Origin of the sequence: Herbaspirillum sp. WKF16 (genome assembly GCF_028993615.1) — a bacterium.
Taxonomy (GTDB): Bacteria; Pseudomonadota; Gammaproteobacteria; order Burkholderiales; family Burkholderiaceae_D; genus Herbaspirillum.
In genome coordinates this window covers 1,315,471-1,338,280 of record NZ_CP118632.1, presented here as the reverse complement: position 1 = coordinate 1,338,280, position 22,810 = coordinate 1,315,471, and the positions used below count along the sequence as shown (strand labels likewise).

Here is a 22,810-nt window from a genome sequence, read left to right as displayed (position 1 = left end):
GAGTTTACGAACTCTGGCTCATACAGAGAAATGCTCGTCGCTACGGTGCGTCAACGGAGCGTATGAGCTGCATCCGGATAACCCAGACTACGAGCCTATCCGATTCGCCGAAGGTGAGGAACTGCGGATATTTGGCGTCATGGTCGGCATCGCCCGGAGGTTCAAGTGGGCATGAGCGCTCCGGAAACGTCATTCGCCCTGGTCGACTGCGACCAGTTTTACGTATCCTGCGAGCGGCTGTTCAACCCTCGGCTGTGTGGCAAGCCCGTTGTGGTCCTTAGCAACAACGATGGCTGTGCGATTTCCCGCTCCCCAGAGGCCAAGACCCTTGGGGTGCAGATGGCCGCGCCTTGGTTTCTCATGCAAGACTGGCAATGAAGCACGGAATCATTGCGCTCTCATCGAATTACCAGCTCTACGCCTCAATGAACAACAAGTGCATGGCCGTTCTGCGTGAGTACAGCCCGCGCGTGGAGAGCTATTCGATTGATGAAAGCTTCCTCTTGCTCGATGGCCTTTCTCCGCTTTGGCCGGACATGACTTCGATGGGTCACGACATCCGTCACAAGGTCCAAACCTGGGTCGGCCTACCGGTGGGGGTGGGAATTGGGTCCACGAAAACCTTGGCCAAGCTGGCAAACCACCTAGCCAAGAAGCGCCCGGTGTACAAAGGTGTGTGCGATCTTCAGTCCATGGCGCCAGATGAGGCCGAGCGGATTTACGCTTCGCTCCCTGCTGGAGAGGTATGGGGAGTTGGCCATCGCATCTCTGAGCAACTGAAGCGAATGCGCATCCATACGGTCCGAGACCTTCGTAACGCATCTCAGGCATCCCTTCGCCAACAGTTTGGCGTCCGCATGGAGCGGACCCTGGCGGAACTGCATGGCATCTCGTGCATCCCGCTGGAGGACGTCGCGCCCGCCCGCAAGCAGATAGTCTCGTCGCGGGCTTATGGAGAGCGAGTTACCGCACTGCGGGAAATAGAAGAGTCCGTCACGATGTACGCTGCCAGGGCTACGGAAAGGCTCCGGCGCCAGCGATCTACTTGCGCAGCAGTGCATGTCTTCGTCGAGACTGATCGATTCCGTACTGACGAACCCCAATACAACAATGGCCGGACAGTTCCGTTGCCTGAGCCAACCGATGACCTCCGTGTCATCACCAAGGCAGCAATGTGGGGCCTCAAGAAGATATTCAGGCTGGGGATCAAGTACAAAAAGGCCGGAGTGATGTTGATGGAGCTCTCGGAAACTGGACACCATCAAGGCACGCTTTTCGCTAGTGGCGTGTCGGAGATGTCCTCCGCACCACTGATGCAGGCTCTCGACGCCATCAATCAACGCTTTGGCAAGGACACCCTGAGGCTGGCAGCTGGCCTCGGGCAGCACCGTTGGACGGCACGCTTCGACATGGTCTCGCAGCGTTACACCACCAACTGGAACGAGCTCCCATTCGCGAGGTAACCATGGACTTCGTTGTCTACCAGATGCGCAAACAGGGCGTAGAGATCAAAAAGGAGCTCCTCGGAGACCAGCCTCAGCTCATTGGCGACCTGGTCATCACGTGTGCGGCTGACATGCGTGGGCGGCCAACGAAGGTGGCGCGCCTGCAAAGGGAGAGCGGTGAGATATTGCTGGAGTTGACCGACGTACAGATCGACGCCTTCAAGGGTCCTCGAATGGTGCTCAAGGGGATTGAACACAAGCAGACCAACCAGGGGCCGGCGGAGTATGCCCAGCAATGGCTTTGCGTTCAGGCCGGCGCTCCACTGCCCATGACATCACGCGAACGCTTCTTCAAGGAGTCTGGAGGTAGCCGGCATTGATTACTATAGGTAATAGTGCCCTTTCTCAACGAGGCTTAGTAATGCGCACCTGGTACTCAAAGTTGACGAAAAAATCAGTGTTACCGTACTCGGGGCCACTGTGAATCTCCTTCGGTTTGACAAGAACGCAGGCACTAGGTCCTTTGAATATACCAATTTCACCAACTCCGATTCGAACCGAGTGACGAAAATCGTAGGCCGTCGGGTCGTCGACTTCGTCAAATGCATTTGCAAATCTAGCCATAGCGACCTCGACTGGGCGAGAAGCAAATCCGTAAGCTGCGTCGATGCCGGCAACCGTCCAGGCGATTTCCATTGTTCGGTCATCGTCCTCAGAAAATTGCACGAGGAATATACCCTTGTCTTTGTGCCCCACCTTTGCGCCCCCAGTGGGGCCCATGCCTTTTTCGAAAAATCCTACAAAGCGGCTGTTGATCCCGTCGATTTCTTCACGAAAATCCTGGTGGAAATCACGCAAATACACGTGGCCGTCTCTCAGGCGCTTCCATCCTTGACGACAAACGTTCGGATTAGGATCATATCGACCAATGACTACTTCTTTGATACCCGAAGAAACTACTAAATCTGCGCAGCATGGCACTTGCTGTCCAGGCCGTAATTCCACGCAAGGTTCAAGAGTGGCGTAAAGAGTCGCATTTTTAATTTTTACTCCGCGTTCTGTCGCCAATCGGATCGCAGCCCGTTCCGCATGCTCGTTCTTTGTTCGACAAGCACTTGCAACTATCTGCCCGTCCACTACGATTACTGCACCAACCTTTACTTGTGCATCGCTTTTCCGCATCTCTTCGACCGCAGCGGCCATAAATAGTCGGTCGTTTGGCTTCTCTGTCATTATTCGAAATTAAAATTATAGAGACTACGATTTCCACAGAAGCAAATCTCTCGCGATATTCATAAGAAAGAAGCGAAAAAAAGTAGTCCAAACTTCAATAGGAAGAATCTGCTTAAAAACTCGCCTTACAGGTATAAAAAGCACTTTTCGCGAGGGACTACTTTTGGCTGATCTTGGCCTTCTACGGCCAGGCCCAAAAGAGCTTGCCTTGCTTAATTGGTTATGGAATTCCATCCTAGTTTGACAGCGTACGACAAGGCTTGACTTGTCACGTCCCCGACTTGCTTTGTTGCGGCGGCTTTCACCGCTTTCGAAATTTTTGTCCCAAACGACTCAGCCGCTGGTGTCGCGTCAATAGAATCAGGAACGATCTTTAATACTTCCAGTGCCATTGGACTGAGCGTCACAAAAATACTTCTCCCGATTTGAGTGACGCTCACATTCCCTATCAGATAGCCAGTTTGAAAAAGCCAGTGAGCTGTCTCATAAATGAACTCCAATTCTTCGATCAAATCGACTATTTCACCGTCACGACGGTACTTCCCTGTGTAGCGTCCATGATCGAACGTCTCTTCGCATTGTTCCGCCCCCAACATTGCAACGGTATCTATCCGGGTCCTTCGCGGGAAAGTGCCTTGCAAGATTGCGAAGATACACCCGACGTAATAGTTAAATTTATCGTGGTTATTCTCCATTTTCTCTTCTTCAGAATCGAGTATCGGACTCATATATCCTCCAGAAACTTCGCAACTATTTCAGGGATTAATTCAGCTTTCTGACGTCCATTTCGAGCCAATTGCGGACGTCAATTTGGTAACACATACCCCACTAATCTTGCCGAGAGTATTTTGGCTGAGGTCGCGAAGCAAGGACCGATCAATGCATTCCTGCTCGGCGCCGCAATTCCAATCCCATGTGCTTCAGCAGCGCTTTTCCTTCAGCAGCCGTCTGCTTTGTCACCTGTCCAAACAATTCAGCGTCGGTATCAATCTCCAGTTCACTCCGGATGGCCAAGAGCGCCGGAACGGACTCATTGATCAGACGCTCTAGCACTGGTGCTAGCATTTCAAAGCGCGTCACCATGGCGATGTTGAGCTGCGCTGTTTTCACTTCCTTTTCTCGGCCTGGAGGCAAGCGTTCAGCTTCAGCCCGCATTGCTTCAACCTCATAGGCCCCCATCGTCACGTCGAACATGACCTTGTTCAGCTCCAGCCCATAGGACTGCACAAGACGAACTGTCTCTGGCTTGGCAATTAGTTGAACAGCGGAGATGGCTTGCCCGACAGCGCGGGCTCGCTTGAGGCGTGTTTCCTCTGGTGGCACTCCTCGGATCATCTCGGCGAACAACTGGTGCATGGTGACGATCTCTTTGAGCACCCGGCCATAAGTTTCCTTTCGGAAAGCATATTCTTGTGCGGCCTTGTCTTTTTTCCTGTTGTGGCGATTGGTCAGCCACACGGCGGTAATGGTCGCGATAGGCGCTGCAAGCCATTGAATGAGTTCACCGGTTTCTTTGTCCATCCTGCCCCCGCAGAATATTTATTGTCGGTTTAGTATGCCAGAGAGGCATGAACGTTGAGATTTCTACCCTGGGCCTGCGGGCCTTTAGAAACAATAGGGGACCAGATGCTGTTGCATGAAATAGGTATGAAACACTACTGCGACAAATACTGTTCGCAGATCGATATTCTGGTTGAAATACTGGAGTCCAAGCTCCTGCCGACCTTCCCTAGCGCCCAGCAAGATGTGATGACAGAGATTGGACATCTGCAGGAACAGGCCGCAAATTGCCACGAGCTGGACATGCAACAGATGAGTGATAGTCTGCTGGAGTATGAATACTCGAAGATGTCGCTTCTGGATGGAGTCCAACAAGCCCTTCTCAACATGTATGCCATCGCGCTCTATCACCTGTTCGAGCAGCAACTCACGGACTGTCAAATGAACGTCATTGGCGCCCGCGCTAAAAGGTATGGCGGCGTTCTTGTCGATGAGTGGAGAGAGCAATTCCCGCGTATCAATCTAGGAGAAATGGTTGCCGTCGAGATTGAGGAGATGAAATTCCTATGCAACACGCTGAAACACGGAAATGGCCCTTCGGCCGACATGCTTCACCAGAAATGGCCGCTTTACTTCAAGGGCCCATGGGAACGGGAGTTTCTTGAGGACGACCCCAACGCCATTGAGCATGTGCCTCGACTTCAAATGCCAATCTTTGGAAACGATGTCTTCGTAGAGCTAGCAGACATCATCCGCTTCCAACAATCGCTCAAGGCTTTCTGGAAGACCTATTTGACTGGCTTCTCGCGCAAGACGTCTAGACCCTGAGTTCAAGCCGGTTTCAGCCTGGTGACTGTGCCTCGGTCGGAGAACGAGGCATGGTTGAACGTGAAGGCCCCCGAGTTGGCGCGACTGATGTTATCGCTCTACCCTACGGAATTGATGAAGGCGTGGGCGGTGCCGCGGCCGTAGACTGCATCGAGATCGAAGGTCGGTTCCAAGAAAAAACTGAGGCAAGCCTGAGGAGTACATTCTGAGAATAGGATCGCTATTCTAGTTACCCAGCGCCGGTAACATAAAAGGCCGAAATCGATCTGTCTCAGCCGCCAACCGAATAAAGCTATATTCCGGAGAGGAAGAATGTTTCTTAAGGACGAACTACAGAAGATTAAGGAGCGCGAACGTGCAGCATTGATCGAGCTCGCGAAGTTAGAGACAAGAATTAAGCGCTCGCCAGAGGACTCTGCACTTCTTCGTGAACAGAAGAAGTATTCAAAAATTGCGGCTGATGCCAAAGCGGAGTTGAAATTCAAGAAGCGTTCCGCTAAACCCAAAGTGGTAGGTAGCGAAAAAAGGTGGTCACCAGTTTTATCTGGCAGTTTCGAAAGCGGGAAACGTCGTTGATAGAAAAGGGTACCCCGGCTCTACTCTGGACAATTCATAAAACAATGGGGATTCAATGGCAGCTCCGACCGACATCGCAGTGAAAGCCGTTCAACGACTCTTTGGCTACGCAGCACTCCACGCTCAACATCTTCAAACGTATAGAGAAGGCGATGAGTTAAAGTTTCATCTGGATCATTTTCTTCTGACGATCACCGCTGCAGTTCAAAACATCATAAGCCTGGTTCCGAAACTATACTCAGGCTCGATGCTGACTACGCCGCGCGCTGAGACTTTACGAATAAACCCGACGTTGCAAGTCGTCTGCTGGGCGTGGCATGCTCGAAATCACGTAGCACACAACTACCTTACTCTCGTATGGAGCCAAGAAGCAGAGATGACCTTCGGCGACGGCTTTGCAGCTATAAATGGCTCTGCTCTTAACGCCACCTTGGTAGTGGAATTACAGCCTGTCGAAGACGAACAAGGGAATACAATTCACGCACCGAAATTGCAACCGCATGAGGTTGCCGAAGAATGTCTTTCATTCTGGGAAGCGACCTTCAATTATGTGCTGATGACACCGAAATCCGGCCGCTACACCTACCAGGAGCTCGCAGCTCACTGGCAGGCGAACTAGAATAATCTAGCGCTATTCAGAAAAGCGTTTGTATAACGCTTCAGCTATTGGCCAAGCTTGAATTACCGCACCAATGGACGCCGCGATGCCGAAGAGGCCAAACAAAAACTGCAGCCGCAAAGCACTCTTATGCCGACGCGCTTCCTCTTCATAGGCATTTAAAGCCCCTAGCGCTTTAGGCAAAACTCTGTAACTGAAGTCGTCTTTGGACAAGAGACCATCGGCCAGCAGCGAATCCAAAATGAAACTGTAGTAAGCGACATGCCTTTGAAAAGAAGGATGGAATACGGCGCGCTCGTCTTCTCGCCCAGCCAGCGCTACTGGATTGAACACAACTTCCCGCTGCTGCACGGTTAGGTTCACCATGTAGCGAAGCAAGGCATATCGCTCAACGGCAACAAGAGATTTCTTGTTGAACAGCCACTGAGAAAAATCATGTTTTGCCGCTTGGAGCTGATAAATCCCAAAGAGGCTATTCAATTCAAAGGCTACAGGGTTCTTCGAAGAAAATTCATAACGTCGATAGTAGAAGTCGACGTCAAACCCCGCTGCGGCCGCATCCTCTAAAGTAGTTGAAACCTGAACCTGATAGCTGTCACCTAGTAATTCCAGGCCGACGACGGTGTTCTCGTGCATAGAACTTACCAACATATCGCGCTCTGGCTCCACCCACTTCAAGCGCACCACGTAATAGTTTCGCTCCTCAGCTCTTGGCCCAGACATCGGAATACGATTCGGAGCTGGACGTTCCGTCAGTCGTAGAAGGACACGCTTCAGGAAAAAGGCCCTGAGTGCTCGTTTCACATCCATTTTATTTTCTCTCCCCCTCTATCCCGCTGACATCTTACTAAACGCTGCCACCCCAAATCCCATGCCATTTTATCAACTTAAAACAGCACTATTCATTGCTGCAAGCTCGCGAGACCGCTCTCATCCCACGATAACTAAAAACCAAGTATATTTATGAGCTTACAAACTACTGACGTAACTGGCACTGGGGAGTGCTACCAATAGGGGTTACGCAGCAGGGTCGCGGAAATCAGATTCACACGCCAGCTATGGCTTGTGAGTAATTTTGATGTGACTAGCCTTGGAGGAAGGCTGTAACACCGGCTAACGACCTCGGCTATCGTCCAAAAGGAAATCAAATGGGCTGGGGATTCCGGAAGTCATTCAAAATCGCACCAGGCGTGCGCATCAATGTCAGCAAACGTGGTGTAAGTACCTCCGTCGGCGTAAAAGGCTTCACGGTCAATTCTCGCGGCCGTGTCACCACGAGCATCCCCGGCACCGGCATAAGCCACACAACCACCCTGGGGGTAGGAAAGAAATCCAGAGCTCGAACAACACAGTCGATAGGGGACACAGAAATAGCACAGACCAAACGGGAAGTTGAGAACGAAACTTTTGCAACCAACCTGTGGCAACGCCGGCGTGCCGCCATCTCTTCCTATTTCCTCTCCCACGGCATTCTCGTCGGGATGGACGACGTCGATAGCGCTCTGTCGATGCAGCCTCACGATGCAGTATTCGCTGGCCTGACCCCGCAGTTCTCGGAGACGACCGAGGCGATGCAACTGCTCCAAGATATTGGATCGCTTTCGCTCGCGGCCAAGGAGAAGGCCATGAAGGCCTTGTACGTCATTGAGAACACGTTGGATGGCGCTCGCGGGACAGCAAGTGGTATTAGCGAAGGCTTGCAGGACCTAAACATCGCCACCCAGTCGACACCACAAGCTCCTAAATTCTGGGCCTACGTCTTCTGGGTAATTGTGTTGGGCTTCTTCTCCTTAGGCGCGCCGCAGTTTGCCGTGGTGCCCATCATCGTGCTCTGCGTGGGCCTGTATAAGAAGTCGCAGTACAAGAAGAAACTCGTGCTCTCGAACGAAGCTGTAGTCAAAGCAAACGCCAAACTAGACCAGCTCATTGAGCACGAACTGACGTCCCGAAAATACTTCCTGTCCAACGCCTAGCAAGACACCATGAGAGCTCGTTCACTGCAGATGTTCGACAAGGCCGTCTCAGCAATGATTGCGGCCATTGAAATCTACAACAAACCAACATTCGAGTATCGGGAGGAGTCATTCGCAGTCCTGGCCATCAACGCGTGGGAGCTGCTCGCCAAAGCCAAGTATCTGAAAGAAAACGGCAACAAGGTCGCGTGTCTTTACGTGACAATGAAGGTCAAGACTGCCGCTGGTGAGCCATCGAAGCGTGCAAAGTACAAACTGAACCGAACTGGCAATCCAATGACATTCAGCTTGGAGGAGCTGGCGGAGAGACTTGTCGCAGCAAAGCACATGGATGCAGAGGCTCTCAAGAATATCCAGGCACTCCTTGTCATACGTGACAGCGCCATTCACTTCTACAACACCAACCCACTTCTCTCACAGCGTCTGCAGGAAATCGGAACGGCGACAGTTCGCAACTTCGTCATTGCCAGCGGCGACTGGTTCAACGTCGACTTCTCCGAATACAACTTCCATCTGATGCCACTGGCGTTTGTGAATCCAGGCGGCGCGGCAGAGGGAATCATTCTTTCGCGTGAAGAGCAGCGGATTGCTAGCTTCATTGAGTCGCTGGATAACGGCGCAGAGAGCAAACGCCAATACGCGGTTTCGGTGAATGTGCAGATGAACTTCATCAAGTCTGCCGCGAAGGAAGCCATCAAAGTCCAGTTGTCGAACCACCCCGATGCCGTGCCGATTCATCTCAAGGAGGAGCAGCTGAATGCTAAGTACCAATACGACTACAAAGCACTTATGGCAGTCTGCGCCAAACGTTATACCGACTTTGTTGCCAATACTGCTTTCCACGAGATTCGTAAGCCACTCCTGAAAGATCAGAAGTACGCCATCATTCGGGAATTGGACCCTGGCAATCCCAGAACAGCGACGAAGGCCTTCTACTCGGAAGCAATATTGAGCGTCTTCGACAAGCACTACGCGCGAGCATAAATCGGAGGGCGAGCGCAGTACCTTTGGGCTGATTCACTCTCTGAAGAAGCAGCGAGTCATGCCAATATCAAAACTTACAATTTCAAAGAAATAGGCGCCACGGAAACAGCGTCTTCAAAAAAATGCAACTTGATCTTAACGTTATCCTCACCGGTATCGCAGCACCTATTGCTGTTCTTTTAGTTAAAACGCTTCTTGACTTTAGCATCTCGCACTATCTAGTTAAATGGTTCTCCTGGATTCCAGTACGAGGCTTTTTTCGTGACCATCCCAATGACCTTTCTGGCATGTGGGACCAGCGATGGAATGCCGCAGGTAGCCCAAATTTTCAAGATGACCTAGATCGCCATGGCCATGCCATCATTAAACAATTCGGGAGATACTGCTATGCAGAGTTTGCTGCCAAAGGACGGCAGTACCGACTTTTCGGAAAAATCAGAGGCAACTATTTGATGGGCGAGTGGTACGACGTAAAGGACAAGAATGCCTATTTCGGCGTCTTTGAGTTAAGAATCGTTAGCGGAGAGGCCATGGATGGCCTCTATTTAGGACATTCAACCCGCACATCAAATGTGGGGCAAGATACTTGGAAATGGACCAAGTGCTGAGTGAAGCACACATAGCAAATGTTGCGATCCCTAGCTTAAACACTACTTGGATATGTAGCCATCGAACACAGAAAAAGCCCGCATCACAGGCTGTGTAAAAACTCAGAAATTTTCAGTTGGTTCAAAAATCGGTACGTCAGAACCGCCGCTATTCGATTTTCTAGACCGTGAGGTGGTGTCGCTCCCCCACGTTTTTCCAACAGATTTGAGTTTTTACACAGCCTGATCAGCGGGTATTTTCTATGGCGATACTCTTGGCTATTGCCGCAACTAGATTAGCGGCAAAGCAATGAGTTAACAGCTTCGATCCGACCGTAGAACTACCACTCCGCCATGGTATCCCCATAAAGTAATTAATATTACCTTATGCAATTTTCATTTCTAAGCCTATGAATTTATTGAGCTTTTTTGTTATTAAAGCCGATCCACCAACATGGCGCATCAACTTAGCTTCATAGCGAACTGTTCTGGGAGGCTATTCATCAGCGAACGCTTGTCGCAATAAATGAAGGACCTTGTCTCTCTCCTTCTTCTTGAGCGTTCCCCAATAGCTCACAAGGTCCGCCAAGCTTTCGTCCTCGCAGAAGAAATATGCTGGAGGCACCGAAAGCACCTTACCCAGACTCTTCACAATCTCAAACGGTGGTGCGTGAATTCCCGTTTCATAGCGACTGATACGAGCACTCGCTGTGGTCTCATCGAGACCGATCATGACTCCCAAACGGTCTTGTGGAATCTCCGCGCGCAAACGGGCATTCCGCAGGCGCATTCCAAATACCGTTGATGGGGTTCGCTTAGACATCCTACGATAATCGTAGGATCGGCTTGAGAATTCTCTACGTAATACGTAGAATTGCCGACGAGGAATATGACTTAACACTGCATAAGTCGGCATCACCCTCTCGAAAAACTGAAATTAACTGAGTCCTGGGGCGAGTGCCATATTGGTCATTTGATGGTCATGACGACGCTCCCTGCCCCATTTCGCCCTTAAAAGGGGCGGAACCGTACGCGCACGCTTGAACCTTTGATTCCACGCATCCCGCGCGGACAACTCTCTCTATCGATAGGTCTATGAGCACAATCAAATCGTTCGCTTCTCCCGCGGTAGCGGTCATCGCCCTCACCTTGACCGCATGTGTCGCGACCACGCAAAAGCCGGCAACTCCGGAGGCGGCCGCCGCCTTGCTCAAGTCAACCCTGCAGGTCTACCCGGATAACAGCGTCACTTTGCTTTCCAAGCAGTTGTACTCATGGCCCAGCAAGGGCAGCCAGGCTTCTGGGAAATTCATCGCGCTGGAGGCAGACGGAAAAGCCTACAACGCGAAGGATATTAAGAGCGTTAAGACCCAGAGTGGCGGTGTCGTTTCGGGAAAGATGATATACACCGCAGCGATCACAATGGCCGACGGCGCGAAGGTGTTTGCTCCTGCGGACTCCTTGCGTTGGCTCGCATGCAACCGTAGCAAGGAATGTGAGCCCTTGGCAAACCAGAGTGCGGATTTGATGACTGGCACTCACCCAGAAATCGCAAAAACTCCGCGTCGCAACTTCCGTAGCAAGATGTTTGAGGACCCGCAGAGCAGCTACAAAAAGGGACTAGATGCACTTCCGGAGCTGAAAAAGGATGGCCCAGGTGCGTTCGAAGTCGCCAGCGAGAAGGATAGCCAATGGTGGAACAACGTTCGCGTTCATAACGAGAAATGGTATCAAACCAATGGGCAGTTGCAGAACGACGACCAAAGCAAGAAATTTGCGGCAGCAGATAGGGCCGGCGAAGATGCGCGAGCGCGGGTGAAAAACAGCGCAAACGAGAAAGTCGGTGCGAGCGTTTTCTGCCAGGACAGCGCAAGCAACCAATCAGAACTGCCTGGCCATGTCCGTATCAACTGCCAAGGACTTGGTCCCACATCGCTCGATGAAATGCAGTCGCTTGGATGGCGTGTAGCAAATATGCAGGTCCGCGCCGGGCCAAATCAATTCAACAATATGACCGAGTACGTCCACGACATCACAATGAAAAAGGTGCGTTGACATGAAAAATGAGGCCAGCTTAATGCTGGCCTCATTCATATCAGGTTAGCTGGGTTGTTTTCCTTCATCAGCGACAAAGCCGGAGGCGTTCTCTTAGCGCTCGCGGCCGTTCTGCCACCTTGGAGGCATTGCATATATCAGGAATGGAACATAGATCGTGTGGCGGTTTCGCGAGTCAGTGTGATAACCGGCTCTGGCAAGAAGCAATTGCTGAATACACGTAAGATAATAAGAGCCTAGATTTAAAAGGCCTTCTAGCCATCTAGATTGAGCAAAATCAGAAACATAAACGTCCGCTCTCAAATATGCCACTCAGTCAATTAAAAGAAACCCGCTCGCGATGGGCGCTCTTATCGAAAGTAGACCAACTAGGTGCCTTCGACTTTTGGACTTTTACGATTAGTCTTGACGTCTTGAACCCACAAGACACTAAAGATATTACGGTTAAAGACCTTCAAATTCCGAAAGATAAAATCTTCACTATCGAGGAATATGAGGCGAAAAAGAGGGTGCTCTCTCTTGCAGTTCATGAATACACGCACTTTCTTGATACAACATCCTCGCTGTGGGGCATGCATCACCTAAAAAAGATCAATGCATGTCACGAAATTGATGCTGGTGATGAGGCGCAGTTTCACATTATGAAGAACGCATACGACTATATGCGCTCCATTCGACTGCCGGATTACTACACCACCATTGATCGAAAACTACCTACTGCCCTCCCTTGGGGCTACGACACGACCACCGGAGTAAGGTTCGCTAGCGATGGCACGGTTACTGACAGACCGATCTTCTTCATGAATTTCCTCACACAGACTAGACAGCGTATCGTTCGCTCACCGCTTTCGGAGATATCCCTCCTGGAAGCGTCAGCTATGTCTAAGGAGATTGAGGTCTGCGCCGACTTGTCCAGGCATCTACAGGAACCACAAAAAACTGTTGAAACTAAGCTCGTAAATAATGAGCTCATGAGCTACATCTACAACTCAGAGCTGACTGAATACTCTGCATGTTTTCATTTGCTTGCTAATGTTCAAAATGAAAAAGACTTATCCATCACCGCTTACGCTGCAGGCCTAATATGCCGAATCGCACTGAATGCCCCTGAGATTGCATTCAATACCGCCAGCAAGCACGTTGATGTGTACGCAAAAAAAATGGGATTAGCTGTTGGCGGCCAAGATGTTCAACGTTTAAAAACAGCCCTTCGGTACGGAGACAGAGGTGCACTCTTCTTCCTCATCACTGTGATGCTTCCAAAGGGTGCGCTAGCGGGAAGGTCTTCACAGCGAGTTATGCGCTATCTAGAGGTCGCATTAAAATCTATTGGCCTGAGCATGGAAAAACTGAAGCGTGGAGCATATAAGGAGGCGGAGGGACTTTGGAAAGAGCTAGCCAAATCGACGCTGAAGCCAATCAGAGAACTTGCAAGCGCGGGATATGAGAACTTCAAAAAGGTATTTCCGAACGACCTAGAATATCCTTTAGAAAAACTGTCCCTTCCTCCGGCATTACATGGCGATAACGATATGACGCCGTACGTGTTCAATCCAGACGACACCAACAACTTAAGGTCATTCGACCTTGGAAAAGCTTATGACGATTTGGTCGAAGTCCAACTAGAGGTTGAGAAGTTCGCAGAAGCGTGCATGTAGCATGAATAGCCGATTCTTCCCTACTGTTGCCCTCGGATTATCCGAGCTCTGTGACGCTAGAACTAGCAAGCGCGTTCAGCAAGGAGGGCAGGCTTTGCGCCGCCCTCCTCCTGGTGCCTGAGTATTTATGATGTCGTATTGCTGTGATGATGAATTACGTGCCGGCTTGCTATGAGTGATCTGGAGTTCATAGCTACGCGCCCTATTTCTACTAGGAGGGTAAAAGAGGACGTGCGAGCAGTGAGAGCCGGGGCTTGCGGCCATCGGTTTCCACCACCACACAAAGCATCTGATGCGTAATCGCGTCCTTACTAGCCTTTGTGGCGCCAAGCCCGACCCAGGGCGAACACTGAACGGACATAAGCGTCCCATTCTTGACGGTTTCCTCCGGAGCTGTGTTTTCGTCCTCACCAGATACGGCGTCTTGAAATTCTATTCGTGTGTCGCCCGATTTACGAGTAGCTATAAGCCGTTTTTCCGATACGTAACTCTCCACCATTACCGCGAAATCGAGTTGTGACCCTCTATCTATGGTAATGGTTGACTGGTTTATGTGGACGGTGAATACAAACCCAATTTTCTCTACTCGAACAGCGGCCGCAGGCAAACGCAATTGGCAAAATTCTGTTCTTGTGAGGTCTAGTTCGCATCGCGCGATTGTTTCAAGGATTGCATCTCGTCCTTTATCAAATAGTCCAATTCCCTTCCCAAGGGTGGAAAGCAAAAGGCTATGAGAATCCGCTAAAAGAGTGACCAGATTAGGGCCTCGTTCGCCTGTTTTCACGGAGAACAAATCAAAATCCGGATCAAGGGCCAGCTCGGGATTAAGATCGACATGGAGCTCCAGCTTTTCTGGCTGGCTGTCTATCAGTTGAGTTGCCGTGGCTCGGAATTGAATGTTTCTGAACTCGGCGGCGTTGACGTGGAGGTGCAATAGAAGATGGCGGCCTGGGAGGCCCCATTCAGCCGGGGTAAGGTCTCGTACTACGTAAAGTTCTATCCCTTTCCCTTTTGCATACTTGATAGCGCCTTCTTCAAACCCAGTTGTCGTGAAAATCGCGCCATTCGTAGCACCGAGCGCCTCAATACTAGAGGCCAGCACGTCGATGCGGTCTCTGCTGACGGGCTCTTTCCAACGCTTACACTCAACCAAGGTTACAAACTGATGGAATCGCGACTTTCTAATGATCTTGATGTCAGTTTGGCGCTTGGCGCCGTAACGGTCATTTTCAGTGACGTCACGCAGAACGGTGACATCACCATCCTCTTCATGCAAATCCTTCACAAATATCTCAAATGAGGCCCAATCAAAATATTTGTGCATGAACCCAGAATGATCCACTGAATGCTCCCTATTTATAATTCTGACCAGAGATTCTATTAAAATTTGGACCAGTCTGACAGCGGTCCACGTCCATGGAGAGAATACCTACAGGCAAGCCGGGTGAATGCTTTGGGGCACGAGATATGATCGACCCAGGCGGGAATATCAAATTCATTGGCGACGCCAAAGGAGCAATGGCGCGTGAGGCCTGGAAGGCCCATACGACTGCCACTTCCGAGTCGTTGGTCTCGATAACGCGCCGGACAGTGACGCATAATTAGGAGCTTGCAGCCAGGAAGAGCGACCTTGGTCGCCCTTTCCTCCTAGATACACGCAGCAATGCCATCAACATGCTCCAGCAAGTAGTGGAGCGCCACCCGATTGGCATCACGTCGACTCATCCCCGCGTAATGCCTAGCGAGCCGATTGGTCGGGCCAACATAAAGGTCGACCATATACTGGCCATCCAGCCAGTAACCTGTGCGGACCGTCAGGTCCCTCCGGATGCGCACATGTACGGATTCGCCTGAATGGATTGCCGAGGCTACAGAGAAATCCTCGATCAGTTCGATGGGTTCTGTCATATGGCATCACGGCTCACTGGCCGTCGTAGAGAGTGCATTCGAACATCACGCAGCCACACTTCCATCAGCGTTCAACAGCCGATAGTCTGCCGGAGACGCCTCGAACGCATTCGTATCCCGCAGCTTCGAGATTAGCGAGCTCAGGTCTTCATAGTCGAATTGGCTCGACCATTGAGCCATCTTGACCAAACAACGGACGAATCCAACTGGGCTCTCCACTCTGGTTAGTGCTCGTGCACAGTCCACATACTGTTGGTGGAAATCAGAAAACGCCAGAATTTCTACCTGCTCGTGCCTATTGAGGATTGAATGTAGGCCATATGGCTCCTCCGATCCATCCAAGCTGGTTGGCTATGCCTGGTCCGGCTTCAGTTCAGCAATTCTCCCCTCGGCGATAGCTCGGCAGATTTCCTCTTCGGTACGTGGCGGCGTCGAGGTCAAGTCCGATAACGAGACCTGCCGCTTGGTTGATTCGGGATCGCCAGAGCTGATGCTCTCCCCTGTCGTTGAGTTGGATTGGCTACGGATACGCTCCACAGCAATCTGGACCTGAGTTTTCACTGGAGACTCCGGCGACGGGCCCGCGGGTCTCTCCCTCATATGCCTCAGGACCTCCTTGTCGAAGATGTCGAGCTCGAAGCCCAACTTCTCGAGGAGAACCATGAGCTCCCTCACCGAGTAGTCGCCGGCACCGTCTAGGATGCGCGCGACGGTGCCTTCGGCCAGCCCAAGGTCGGAATCCAAGGGAGAGAGTAATTGAACCCGTACTGGCTCAGCTCATACAGCAGGAAGCTGGAAATGTCTTCCACGGACTTCATGGTTCCCCCTTATTTTCATCGAGGGCTAACCGAATCTCTCAAATCGATGATGTCGTATAAGCGCGACATAATCACCAAAAAGTCTGCGCTGTTACATTTTTTTGTCCTTCTTACCGTCCGTCGGCTAGGAGCTTAGAAACTGAAATTAGGCTAAATAATTAAGTTAACTAATCACCGACAGCATCGGCCGGATGCCCTCACTCCATCCAGCTTCTCCAAATCTCAAAAAAACTGGGTTGGCAAAATCAGCATTTTTCATCACGCAAAAATCGCCATGCAATGAGTTGGCATTCAAAATATTTCACGTTATACCTCCGTTTAAAAGACCCCATCGACAAGAAGGCGCTCCCTCTTTTCAACAAATAAATGCTGCAGTAGGTTAGAGACACGTCTTTAAAAGGTGTCTCAGCATGAAACAAAAACAGCAGCGGACCAATTCCACATCCATCGAAGCTCAAGGCTCACCTAGAGTCCTGTTGAGGGGCCCGCTATCGGCCAAAATCTCCGATTGCTTAGCTGCTGTAGATGCACGCGGAGCCATCGCTCATAGGCGAATTTCGTAAGTAGATCGAGTTATGAGGTCGACTTTACATTTCTTCGACACGCAGCTATTCGATGCGTTGCCGGCAGCAGAGCGCCGCGAGATGCTGCGATATTCGAAAGAATGCGGCATACCTGATCGCTGTCCGTTTTATCTTGATGAAAAGGGAGAGGCTGACGAACTGCTGAATGGCTTCTGCCGATACATCGTAGAGAATCCAAGCCGCCAGAGTCCTGAGACTTGGAATAACTATCTCATCTACGCCAATGAATTCATGGACTATCTGCACCATCGGAATGTCCACTCTTGGCTGCACGCAACGAGCGATCACATTCAGGATTACTGCAATATCAAAATCCACGGCACAGGTAGGGTACCGCGTGTCCAAAACGGAACCTGGAACAAGATTGTCGCGGTCATCACGCATATGTATCAATACGCACTCAAGAACGGATACATCGATAAGGAACCGTTCGATTACAAATCGGCTGAGTGCCACTACCGCCATAGAACCATCAACATCAACGAATTCCACAGAAAAAATATTCCGGGCCCAAAGATCAACGTTGGAGTGAAACAGTATCGAGAGATTTGGAGGCCAGCCGTGATCATGCTTCGCCAACGACAACGCACCGAAGCGCTAGCGAACCTGCTATTCACCAGCGGCTTTCGCATATCTGAAGTGCTATCACTCCACACTTATCACATTCCTGAGCAGGAAGAGTTGGAGTATGCGGGGGTAGACGTAGTGGTTTTCAAGATCAAGGGAAAAGGTCAGAAAGTGCGCCACGTTCCAATCTCCAAGACTGTCCTCAATGAACTCCGCTTGTACATCGAAGAAGACCGATTGCTAGCCCTCGAGCGATTCAAGAAACGGCATCCAAAAGAGAAACAGCCAACCAATTTATTTCTAGGAGAAAGAGGCAAACCTATATCTCGAAATGGATTAGCAAAGGCTCTCAAAAAAGTTTCAAAAAAATCTGGAATCGAAATGCATGCGCACTCTTTCCGCCATTCATATACAGCAGCTATGGAAATCGAACTGGATAAGCTTCGCGACCGCAGGATCGCAGACCATTCAAATGGCGCATCTGGCTTCGCGCGGGATATCCCAGACAGTCCGCTAATTCTCAAGGAGCTTCTGGGTCACTCTCAAATCACCACAACCAATGGTTATAGAGGTCTTACTATGGACACACAGTTGGTTGCAAATGAAGCGACCGCCAATATCGCCTCGCATATATCAAAGGAAACATGATGGATGACGAATTGCAGCGCTGGGCCATCTTAGGTACAGATTCAGACGTCCATCTCTTCGCTAGGAGCATCACAGGCCATATCCACCAAAATGCAACTCACTTCTACGGTAGCCTCGTCACGGATGCACAATTGGATACGAAAAAGGTAGCGGAATATTTTGGCTCGCGCATATCGAAGGGACCATGAATGACTAGCAAGTTCAAGCACGGGATCAATTCGAAAAGCGAGAAGAAGTCGAAATTCGAAGACATGCCTCAAATGCAAACGAATTTGCATTACTTGGGCAGTCTCGTCTACGAATACACTTTTCCCGACGGGAGCACTACTACCCATGATTTTAGCAAGCATACACATGCGCCCGCACTCGCTCGGGACTTCGTGGCTGCACTCGAAAAGCATCGGCTCAATGGTGGACTATATGAGAAGGCGAGTTTTCATAACTACTACACGAACATTAACGAGGTGTTGGCGTTCTGCGAGAAAAATGGCTATCCCGCTACCATGCGCATGAAAGACATCGACTCGACATTCCTCGAGGCTTACCAGGCCAATCTTCTAGATGCCACTCTCCACTTCAAAGGCGATGCTAAACGCGACCGCTATGCAACAGTCAGGCGACTTTTAGTGGCCGGAAAAAAAATTGGTCTCTGGCCTGCGGACGTAAAAATTCCTCGTAACTTTCGCTGCGCCGCCGATGCAGACAGAACATCTCCTTATATGTCATCCGAGATGACAGATTTAGAGGATGCATTGCGCCGCGAATTCGACGAAATTTGCGAGCGTCTCGAGAGAGGCAAGGAACTACTTAAAATTGGCGTCAATCCTCGCCAGAAATTTGAGTGCAGAGATAGTGTCACCGGAAAATTGGTAAAGACGGAGAGGAATATCCGCCCTTGGAGCAGAATTGAGAATGCTATCTGGTATGTAGTTAATGTCTTAGATTGCCAGTACCTATCAGATGAGCAATTGAAGAATGGCCACTCATCATTCGTAAAAGCCTGCAAAAAGGGAATGGGCGGCGACTATAACAAACAGCAAGTCTATGCGCACTTGTATCCGACAAATAAGGATATGGCCGTAATTGTTTCTTTGCTGGTCAAGAAGTTATTCATCCCACTGAGTTCTGTTCTCACACTTCTGAGAGATGACCTTGTTCCGTTCGAAGATGGGTTCATTCTCAACTCGATTAAGCTGAGATCAAAAGGCCATGAGCGCCAGCCAAGTCGCATATATAAAGATGATGGTCCCTATAGCGGCATAGGTCTTCTTCGTCGAGTCCAAAATATTACGGAACCGCTCGTTCGATTTGCAAGGGGTGCTGACAAAAATAGACTCACGTTATGCCTGACCGCGGGCTCGCAGGTCGGAGTTCCGGTAAAGCCCTTGGATATGAGTTACGGGACCTATTTAATGAACGGCAGCTCAGGGACAGACGGATGGGCTCAAGCAGTCGGTATCAAAGATCAGCACGGCGATACTCTAAAAGTTCACACAAGGAGAATTCGCGTCACGAACTCAAATCGAGCGTACTCAAAATCTGGAAATTACAAGCATGTCAAAAGCCAAATGGTACACGCCAGCGGTGATACTACGGCGCGCCACTATCTGACCAACGATGGCAACAAATGGCTTCATGACAAGGCCATCGTTGCGGCTCAAAAATCAGCTAGAGACGTCAGCCGCCCCAGGGTCTTGCCAAACGATGATATTTCGAAAGCGGCAAAAGAGTTGAAGGTAAATAAGGAGAAGGCGAAGGCCATTCTTAATGGTGAACAAGATGTATTCATTGCAGCCTGCGCAGATTTCATGAACAGGCCTGGCGGCCAACCCAACACTCCCTGCGATAAGCCATGGGGCTGCCTCTACTGCTCTAACGTAATTGTCACCCCCCATGTACTCCCTCGCCTCCTCGCCTTTAAGGATTTCATGCTCAAGGAGAGAACGTCACTTTCACCTCTCGCATGGGATGCAAAGTTTGGGGAGGCATTACACGTTATCGAAGACCAAGTTCTGACGCAATTTGATGAGAAAACGATCATGACTGCCACTCATCAAAAAGACACTCAAGAATTTTATGTTCCCTTTGGACTCAAGGCCCATCGATGAAGAATTCTACTCGAACGAATAGTGATCAATTAGATGAGATTCCGCCACTAAGTCTCAGCAAAATATATCCGGCGGAAATGCAAGTCTCAAGCTTTTCGTCATTTGGAGATTCTCATTGGGACATGTCCGAATATCAGAAGTATCAGGAGCTTGGACAGAGTCGAGACTTCGTCTACTTTTCGACCTTCCCTGGATATCCGGGTGGTTTTGCGCTGAGTGCCGCTGAGCTCGCGATCTCACTTCTCAAATTTCCAATCCCATCTCAGAATCGTCTTGTGTGGCTCAGCGTCCTGCAGGATTTGACGATGCTCCGCAGCTTTGCCACGTTCGCCGCCTCTCGTGGGTGTTACAGCTTTTCCACGGTGACATTGAGACTACAGCAAGACTACGTGAACGTTCTTGTCTATGGAGATAGTGATACTGAGCCAAAATCTCCAGCGCGCACACGGGACCTAATCGGATTTCTCTACCGAATCTGGGACTACTCAAATAAGCTGAGCGAGCCACTGCCGGAAAAGCCGTTTCGCTCAGAGAAAGAGGAATATCTCGGAAGGCTTCCTGCCGAGGAACAAACTTCTTGGAACAAGACACCTCCGATTCCAGACAACATTTACGGCCCCTTCATGCAGGCATGCATGGACTATGTTCAGCAGTACAGTAAAACGATTATCCCTGCGTGGAAGTGTCTTCAGCGTGAGTGGGATACAAACATAAAAGACGCATCAATCCAGCCCAATGGGAAGGAAAAACGACTGACAAAAGCAGCCAAACGTATTTTCCAAAACTCCCCGGCGTATTGGCTAAAAACACCTTGGAGGAAAAGAGGTGACCTTTACCTAGAACTCTTCAGGTTACGCACTGCGTGCATCGCTGTCATCCTGGCCTATTCCGGAATCCGATGCTCCGAACTCTTCGCCATCGAAGAGAAATGTTGTGTGAATGATTTTGATGATGACGGCGAGAAAATTTATTACCTCAATACCATTCTTCACAAGCATCGTACCCGCGGAGCTAAAGATACATGGGTAATCATCGAAGAAGTGGTCGAGGCAATCGCGATCCTTGATCAAATCACCGAACACGCGCGAAGAGCAATGCTGAGTAAGCGACTCCTGCTCACAGCAGTCGGCGATAGCTTTTTTGAAGTACAGACAATAAACAACCGCAACAAATATGGCGACCTGAGCTCTACCTCGTTGTTAGAAAATTTTGAAACACTAAGAGACCATATTGGCAAAAAAACGATTCATGCCCCCGTGCCTCTATGGAAGAACGAAGACGGAGAGATGGTGCCGTGGAAGTTCAACACTCGCCAATTCCGTAGAACATTGGCTCGCCATATCATCCGTCAGCCATTTGGAGTTATTGCCGGAATGCTTCAGTACAAGCATCTCCACGTCTCCATGATGGAAGGATATGGTGGGATGGACCTCGATTGGGCCGACTTGCTTGAGGATGAGAAAGCCCTCAGCCAATTTAATGTCGTCGATAACTTGGCGATTGCGCTAAAGAATCGCTCAATATCTGGCCCCGCCGGCACATCATTGATCAAACAATTCGACAAAGCGTTCAAGGGGCGAGCTCAAGACGTTACTGCGGCAGAGATAGCAAAGTGGCTGTCAAACCCAAATAAGACCATACATATCGGCAAGTTCGCCCTTTGCTTCTTCGATGCAAAGAAGGCAGTTTGCCTTCAGAACTCCGAGTACAAGGAAATGCCGATCATAAACAGCTGCGATCCAGCCAATTGCTCGAACGCGTGCGTCAAGGAGGAACATAAGCGCCTTCACACTGCGCAGTTGGAACAGGTTCGTGATGCCTTACGCAATCGCAGCACCACCGCAAATGGCCGCAAGTACCTGTTATTGGAAGAAGCGAAGATCAAGAAGATTGTGGATAGCATTCCAGATTCCCATGAGGTGACGCATGAGCGATAACGCTCATAAGTCCATCGAGGCCGCCATCAACCGCCTACAGTCCGGTGTTTGCAGTCCGAAGAAAGGGAGAATCACTGCCGGAAGCGTCGCAAAGGAAGCGCATGTGAGTCGAGCAACCCTATACCGCATCATGATGTCAGACGAAGCTGCGAAGGGTAAAGGCTTAGGTTTATGGTCAAGATTTGAAAAGCTACGCGACAATGGTGCCACCGTACCTAGGATAGCTCCTGAAACTATCGAAGAGGCCCTTAGCGCGTCTAAGAGCGAAAACAAGGCGTTGCGCTCAAAAATTCGTGACTTAGAAAATTTTGGCACACAGCAGGTCAAGTTACGATCCCAGATGACCTACCTTTTCCACAGGGTGGTAAAGCGCCTTGAGGAGACAATCAAGAACAACGAGACCTCATATAAAGAGCTAGAGAGCAAGTTGGCTGAAGAACGAAAAAAAACTAGAAAACGTCAGGATACTGAGTTCCCCCAGAACGTCACACCTTTCAAGCCACGCCCACCATCCAAGTTTGAAAAGTGAGGGACGCTCTGCTGACTCAACTGAATAAGGTTGGTCGGCACCTGGTGCCACGTTACTGTTCAAAACCGCCTATACAAGTAGTATTTTTTCGGCAATAACAATGCAACGTCCGGTAACGTCAAGAGCTGCATATCACAGTCTAGTCGGCACATGACGCCAAGGCCGAGCGCGGTAACACGTCATGATTCGCAATAGTCCCCTCTCCTCCCCAAGTCTGAGTGCTGTGTAACGCTTTATCTGATAATGTTTGGAA

24 protein-coding genes are annotated in these 22,810 nt (G+C 50.2%); 16 read left to right on the top strand and 8 right to left on the bottom strand.

Annotation, left to right across the window (positions count from 1 at the left end; genetic code table 11):
• Window positions 1–171: 171 nt before the first annotated feature.
• Genes Herbaro_RS05995 through Herbaro_RS05985 form a run of 3 tightly spaced genes read left to right on the top strand, consistent with a single transcriptional unit; the run spans window position 172 to window position 1,825 of the window.
• Window positions 172–378, top strand: a complete 207-nt coding sequence (locus Herbaro_RS05995) for a Y-family DNA polymerase (RefSeq protein WP_275012918.1) — start codon at window positions 172–174, stop codon at window positions 376–378.
• Window positions 375–1,463 carry a Y-family DNA polymerase gene (locus Herbaro_RS05990; protein ID WP_275012917.1) on the top strand — a complete coding sequence of 363 codons (1,089 nt, stop codon included), beginning with the start codon at window positions 375–377 and terminating at the stop codon, window positions 1,461–1,463. Before Herbaro_RS05995 ends, Herbaro_RS05990 begins: the two co-directional genes overlap by 4 nt.
• A gap of 2 nt (window positions 1,464–1,465) precedes the next feature.
• Entirely contained in the window at window positions 1,466–1,825 is a 360-nt protein-coding gene (locus Herbaro_RS05985) for a hypothetical protein (protein WP_275012916.1), read from the top strand.
• 25 nt (window positions 1,826–1,850) lie between these two features.
• Here Herbaro_RS05985 and Herbaro_RS05980 read toward each other — a convergent pair whose 3' ends face one another.
• The 3 genes from Herbaro_RS05980 to Herbaro_RS05970 all read right to left on the bottom strand — a co-directional run bounded on the left by Herbaro_RS05980 (window position 1,851) and on the right by Herbaro_RS05970 (window position 4,199).
• Window positions 1,851–2,678, bottom strand: a complete 828-nt coding sequence (locus Herbaro_RS05980) for a deaminase (protein ID WP_275012915.1) — start codon at window positions 2,676–2,678, stop codon at window positions 1,851–1,853.
• A gap of 212 nt (window positions 2,679–2,890) precedes the next feature.
• A complete protein-coding gene (locus Herbaro_RS05975) occupies window positions 2,891–3,406 on the bottom strand; it encodes a hypothetical protein (RefSeq protein ID WP_275012914.1) in 516 nt (171 codons plus the stop codon).
• A gap of 148 nt (window positions 3,407–3,554) precedes the next feature.
• Entirely contained in the window at window positions 3,555–4,199 is a 645-nt protein-coding gene (locus Herbaro_RS05970) for a hypothetical protein (protein WP_275012913.1), read from the bottom strand.
• Between the two features lie 126 nt (window positions 4,200–4,325).
• Between Herbaro_RS05970 and Herbaro_RS05965 the strand changes: the two genes are divergently transcribed.
• From Herbaro_RS05965 to Herbaro_RS05955, 3 genes are all read left to right on the top strand, one after another.
• Window positions 4,326–5,006 (top strand): hypothetical protein, encoded by a 681-nt coding sequence (locus tag Herbaro_RS05965; RefSeq protein ID WP_275012912.1) that lies wholly within the window; start codon window positions 4,326–4,328, stop codon window positions 5,004–5,006.
• A 312-nt stretch (window positions 5,007–5,318) separates the two neighbouring features.
• A complete protein-coding gene (locus tag Herbaro_RS05960; protein ID WP_275012911.1) occupies window positions 5,319–5,582 on the top strand; it encodes a hypothetical protein in 264 nt (87 codons plus the stop codon).
• Between the two features lie 55 nt (window positions 5,583–5,637).
• The gene (locus Herbaro_RS05955; RefSeq protein WP_275012910.1) at window positions 5,638–6,201 is read left to right on the top strand and encodes a hypothetical protein; all 564 of its coding nucleotides are present in this window, start codon (window positions 5,638–5,640) and stop codon (window positions 6,199–6,201) included.
• Between the two features lie 12 nt (window positions 6,202–6,213).
• Here the strand turns inward: Herbaro_RS05955 and Herbaro_RS05950 are convergent, their stop codons facing one another.
• Window positions 6,214–7,011, bottom strand: a complete 798-nt coding sequence (locus Herbaro_RS05950; RefSeq protein ID WP_275012909.1) for a hypothetical protein — start codon at window positions 7,009–7,011, stop codon at window positions 6,214–6,216.
• A gap of 338 nt (window positions 7,012–7,349) precedes the next feature.
• Between Herbaro_RS05950 and Herbaro_RS05945 the strand changes: the two genes are divergently transcribed.
• From Herbaro_RS05945 to Herbaro_RS05935, 3 genes are all read left to right on the top strand, one after another.
• A complete protein-coding gene (locus tag Herbaro_RS05945) occupies window positions 7,350–8,174 on the top strand; it encodes a DUF4236 domain-containing protein (RefSeq protein ID WP_275012908.1) in 825 nt (274 codons plus the stop codon).
• 9 nt (window positions 8,175–8,183) lie between these two features.
• Window positions 8,184–9,158 (top strand): DUF3644 domain-containing protein, encoded by a 975-nt coding sequence (locus Herbaro_RS05940; protein WP_275012907.1) that lies wholly within the window; start codon window positions 8,184–8,186, stop codon window positions 9,156–9,158.
• A gap of 122 nt (window positions 9,159–9,280) precedes the next feature.
• Window positions 9,281–9,766, top strand: a complete 486-nt coding sequence (locus tag Herbaro_RS05935; protein ID WP_275012906.1) for a hypothetical protein — start codon at window positions 9,281–9,283, stop codon at window positions 9,764–9,766.
• A gap of 475 nt (window positions 9,767–10,241) precedes the next feature.
• On the opposite strand, the gene Herbaro_RS05930 is transcribed toward Herbaro_RS05935, so the two are convergent.
• Window positions 10,242–10,568, bottom strand: a complete 327-nt coding sequence (locus Herbaro_RS05930) for a helix-turn-helix domain-containing protein (protein ID WP_275012905.1) — start codon at window positions 10,566–10,568, stop codon at window positions 10,242–10,244.
• A gap of 272 nt (window positions 10,569–10,840) precedes the next feature.
• On the opposite strand from Herbaro_RS05930, the gene Herbaro_RS05925 reads away from it, so the two are divergent.
• Window positions 10,841–11,800, top strand: a complete 960-nt coding sequence (locus Herbaro_RS05925) for a hypothetical protein (RefSeq protein ID WP_275012904.1) — start codon at window positions 10,841–10,843, stop codon at window positions 11,798–11,800.
• Between the two features lie 413 nt (window positions 11,801–12,213).
• Window positions 12,214–13,458: a hypothetical protein gene (locus Herbaro_RS05920; RefSeq protein WP_275012903.1), complete on the top strand. Its 1,245-nt coding sequence runs from the start codon at window positions 12,214–12,216 to the stop codon at window positions 13,456–13,458.
• Window positions 13,459–13,669: 211 nt separating this feature from the next.
• Here the strand turns inward: Herbaro_RS05920 and Herbaro_RS05915 are convergent, their stop codons facing one another.
• From Herbaro_RS05915 to Herbaro_RS05905, 3 genes are all read right to left on the bottom strand, one after another.
• On the bottom strand, window positions 13,670–14,782 hold the full coding sequence (locus tag Herbaro_RS05915; RefSeq protein WP_275012902.1) for a restriction endonuclease: 1,113 nt from the start codon (window positions 14,780–14,782) through the stop codon (window positions 13,670–13,672).
• A 323-nt stretch (window positions 14,783–15,105) separates the two neighbouring features.
• The gene (locus tag Herbaro_RS05910) at window positions 15,106–15,366 is read right to left on the bottom strand and encodes a hypothetical protein (RefSeq protein ID WP_275012901.1); all 261 of its coding nucleotides are present in this window, start codon (window positions 15,364–15,366) and stop codon (window positions 15,106–15,108) included.
• Window positions 15,367–15,717: 351 nt separating this feature from the next.
• A complete protein-coding gene (locus Herbaro_RS05905; protein WP_275012900.1) occupies window positions 15,718–16,110 on the bottom strand; it encodes a hypothetical protein in 393 nt (130 codons plus the stop codon).
• Between the two features lie 649 nt (window positions 16,111–16,759).
• On the opposite strand from Herbaro_RS05905, the gene Herbaro_RS05900 reads away from it, so the two are divergent.
• The 5 genes from Herbaro_RS05900 to Herbaro_RS05880 all read left to right on the top strand — a co-directional run bounded on the left by Herbaro_RS05900 (window position 16,760) and on the right by Herbaro_RS05880 (window position 22,557).
• Window positions 16,760–17,983 carry a tyrosine-type recombinase/integrase gene (locus tag Herbaro_RS05900; protein ID WP_275012899.1) on the top strand — a complete coding sequence of 408 codons (1,224 nt, stop codon included), beginning with the start codon at window positions 16,760–16,762 and terminating at the stop codon, window positions 17,981–17,983.
• Window positions 17,983–18,171, top strand: a complete 189-nt coding sequence (locus Herbaro_RS05895) for a hypothetical protein (RefSeq protein WP_275012898.1) — start codon at window positions 17,983–17,985, stop codon at window positions 18,169–18,171. Before Herbaro_RS05900 ends, Herbaro_RS05895 begins: the two co-directional genes overlap by 1 nt.
• A complete protein-coding gene (locus tag Herbaro_RS05890; protein ID WP_275012897.1) occupies window positions 18,172–20,091 on the top strand; it encodes a hypothetical protein in 1,920 nt (639 codons plus the stop codon).
• Window positions 20,092–20,213: 122 nt separating this feature from the next.
• A complete protein-coding gene (locus Herbaro_RS05885; RefSeq protein WP_275012896.1) occupies window positions 20,214–22,028 on the top strand; it encodes a site-specific integrase in 1,815 nt (604 codons plus the stop codon).
• Window positions 22,018–22,557 carry a hypothetical protein gene (locus tag Herbaro_RS05880; protein ID WP_275012895.1) on the top strand — a complete coding sequence of 180 codons (540 nt, stop codon included), beginning with the start codon at window positions 22,018–22,020 and terminating at the stop codon, window positions 22,555–22,557. The genes Herbaro_RS05885 and Herbaro_RS05880 overlap by 11 nt, the downstream gene beginning before the upstream one ends.
• The last annotated feature ends 253 nt before the right edge of the window (window positions 22,558–22,810 follow it).